Source organism: Oleiphilus sp. HI0117 (assembly GCF_001635235.1).
Window position 1 is genome coordinate 1 of record NZ_LWGA01001256.1, and the last position, 2,445, is coordinate 2,445.

A 2,445-nucleotide genomic window follows, 5' to 3' on the forward strand; every position below is an offset into this window, starting at 1 on the left:
TTATGTGCTACGGCCATCCTGCTTCAGCATTTTCACCTTACATCGACTACAGTTACTGTTCTGAACCACGGCCTGGCTGGGACTTTCAACAATTCTGTACAGAAAAGATCGTACCTATCTATCAAGGTAGAGAGTTCGTCTGGGAACCACACCCCGAATATGAACCCTTCGATATTGAAAAACCTAACGACGGGGTTGTACGAATAGCTATCAATAGCTCGTTACCTAAAATAACACCACGTTTTATCCAAATGTGCAAAGTCTTACTGGAGCACTCTTCAGTACCAATTGAATTCAACTTTTTCTTAGTTAGTCATGACATTGCCTTTGAAAAGTCGCTAAAGATCACATTGAGCGGAGCTGCTAAGGTTCACCCTCCAGCAAACTACATGACCTACATGAAGAACCTATCGGTCTGCGATCTTGCTATTGGTACATTTCCCTTTGGCGGTTCAAACACCAATACTGATATTGCGTTGCTAGGTATACCAAAAGTATTTTATAGCGAAGGTTGCGGCCTAGCTTCTTATTCCGATCAAACCGCTCTCGAAAAACTTAACCCACCTGATATTTTAATGCCTAAAACTGAAGGTGAATTACTCGCAAATTTAATTTATTTAATTCATGACGACAACCTAAGAAATGAACTATCAAGACAAATAATTGAGTCTGACCCTTACAAGCTATTCTACACACATAAAGTAGATATAAAGGCTGAAGATAGCTGCAAGCTGGTAAATGTCATACATTGGATAGAAGAAAATCATGATAGTTTCACACGAAGCACAGACTTAGAAAACAATCACTATGAAACTGATAAGAGTTCAAATAACAACCGTCAACAAGAAAAGAAAGAAAGCATTGATCTAGGTGATAAACTATCGAAACTCATTCTCGACAAGGTTCAAAGAAGCTAAGATAAAGGTAAGCAGTGTTAATAGTGAGTTAACTTACAGTTTACTCACTATCATTCCGACAAGCCCATCTACCGTCTGGAAAGATTCTGACATCATTTCATCATCGCTAATTTCGAGATTGAATTCATCTTCAATCTGAACAATAAAATTCATCACACCTAAAGAGTCAATATGACCAACATCTAAATAGCGATAAGCTCCGATATCATCGCATTTCGGCAAGCGCTGCTTTTTTTCTAGCAAAGAAAGTATGTATTTTTTTATCTCGTCACGTTTCATTTGTCGCTACTTACCCTCTTCATTGGGCAAAGAAACCCATCGACTTTCATCACCAGACTGAACAATTGCCTCAAACAGTCTCAAACCATTCACTGCGTGAGAGACACCAAAAACCTCATTCGACTTATAAGACCCTGTCTCTCTAAACTCAGAATAGGCGTCCGCAAGATCATAATATATATTAGCAAAAGCTTCTATGAAGCCAGCTGGATGACCGGCCTTAAAGCGGTTGTACCTTTCAGAGCAAGCCACTTCAACCAATGAAGCTCTATCAAGAATTTCACGCCTTCCATCCTGTGTCGCAATCAATAGTTCTTCGGGCTGCATCTGAAACCATTCTGCACTGCCTTTATCCCCATAAACTCTAATTTTCAAACCATTCCTCTGCCCCAAAGCAGATTTGCTATACCACATCTGGCAATTCATGCCACCTGAGTACCTTAACATGCAAGATACGTTATCAATGACATCATCAAACCAACCATAACTTGCGGCGTCTGCAACCACTTGCAGAGGTCGCTCTCCTGTTAAATAGTCAACAATATGATGAAGGTGCACTCCCAAATCTAAAGATATGGTGGATACCTTACCATCACTTAGACGCCAAGCTTGCGGTTGTGGTTTATTGCCCTGCGCATCCAAACGCATAAAGCCTTCTTGCGGCATTTCAATTTGGATTTGCTTGATCGCACCCAAAGACTCAACACTAATTAGGTGCTTCAACTCACGTAGCATAGGATAACCAGTATAATTTAAGGTTACTGCTAGGAAGCCCTTATTTTTTCTAACTGACTCAGCAATAAGCAGAGCTTCGTCGCTGGTTGCGGTTAGCGCTTTCTCACAGATAACTGCATAGCCTTTATTTATCGCTTCAATAACAATCTCTGTATGAGAGGGTGTTGGCGTCAGAATAACAATTGCGTCTAAATTATCCTTTTCATTTTCTAGTAGAAAATGAAAATCTGCATAAGTTCGCTCTGAAGATATTCCCCACTCATTTGCCGTTTCTAAGTTAGTTTCAAAGTCTCGACTGAAGCAGCCAGCTGCTACCTCCCACCTACCGTCCACTTGACTGGCTATTTTATGGGTATAGCCCACGGCAGACTTTACTGAGCCGCCAATAAATCCTAGCGAAAAACACTGCTTCTTCGATAAAACGCCCATCTATGCGAACGCCGAGCTATCAGTTATTTGCTGAATTAGATTTTGTTTCATGATTTTCCCCATCGGGTTCTTGGGTAGCGATTCA

3 protein-coding genes are annotated in these 2,445 nt (G+C 40.8%); 1 reads left to right on the forward strand and 2 read right to left on the reverse strand.

The window, feature by feature from the left end; translation table 11 throughout:
• A partial coding sequence (locus A3757_RS27190; protein ID WP_068740286.1) for a hypothetical protein occupies window positions 1-917 on the forward strand: 917 nt, incomplete at its 5' end.
• 33 nt (window positions 918-950) lie between these two features.
• On the opposite strand, the gene A3757_RS21905 is transcribed toward A3757_RS27190, so the two are convergent.
• Entirely contained in the window at window positions 951-1,196 is a 246-nt protein-coding gene (locus A3757_RS21905; RefSeq protein ID WP_068740288.1) for an acyl carrier protein, read from the reverse strand.
• 6 nt (window positions 1,197-1,202) lie between these two features.
• A complete protein-coding gene (locus A3757_RS21910) occupies window positions 1,203-2,360 on the reverse strand; it encodes a Gfo/Idh/MocA family protein (RefSeq protein ID WP_068740290.1) in 1,158 nt (385 codons plus the stop codon).
• Window positions 2,361-2,445 lie beyond the last annotated feature (85 nt).